Source organism: Parvimonas sp. M20 (assembly GCF_035282425.1).
GTDB lineage: Bacteria > Bacillota > Clostridia > Tissierellales > Peptoniphilaceae > Parvimonas.
The window spans coordinates 1-527 of the sequence record NZ_JAYKBQ010000075.1 but is presented as its reverse complement, the minus strand read 5'-3'; the positions used below and the strand labels follow the sequence as shown (position 1 = coordinate 527).

General features: G+C 49.1%; 2 protein-coding genes. One reads left to right on the top strand and one right to left on the bottom strand.

What is annotated here, in order from left to right; genetic code table 11:
• The coding region (locus VJI93_RS08465) for a hypothetical protein (RefSeq protein ID WP_324009271.1) at positions 1-251 on the bottom strand (251 nt) is incomplete at its 3' end.
• Between the two features lie 66 nt (positions 252-317).
• Here VJI93_RS08465 and VJI93_RS08460 point away from each other — a divergent pair.
• The coding region (locus VJI93_RS08460; RefSeq protein WP_324009270.1) for a hypothetical protein at positions 318-527 on the top strand (210 nt) is incomplete at its 3' end.

The following is a 527-nucleotide window of genomic DNA, read 5'->3' as shown; positions in this document are numbered from 1 at the left end:
AGGATCTTTGGCCAGCACTTCATGTCTGCGATAAGAAGACATTCCGTGGCTATTGGCCCTATGTCAACACCTTCTGTGAAGTGGCCGAATATGGCTTCGGCAAACAAATTGTCGGGGTTAAGAATGTTAATGGATGGCGCAGAGCTGTCAGTCCCGTGGTATTTCACCGCCGCAAGGATCTGAAGGATTACCCACAGAAGACGCGTTCTGCCCTTGAAGTGGAAATGGAACCCTGGCAGCAGAAGATCCATGACGAGCTTAGAGAACAGCTTATGTCTATCCTCCCGAGTGGAGAATTGCTGTTCGCTGCTAATTCAATGGCTGCCACTATGAAGATTAGGCAGTTTATGGTATGCCCCAAGACCTATGATGAAAGTCTAGGCTGGGGTGCTGGTCTAGAGGGCATACTTGAGGACGTCAAGGAATCGGAACTCACCCACTTTGTCATCTCGACACCGTTTAAGGCACCTATCCCATGGATTGAGGCTTTCTTCGAAAAGAACGGTTTCCCTGTTGCACGGTTAACA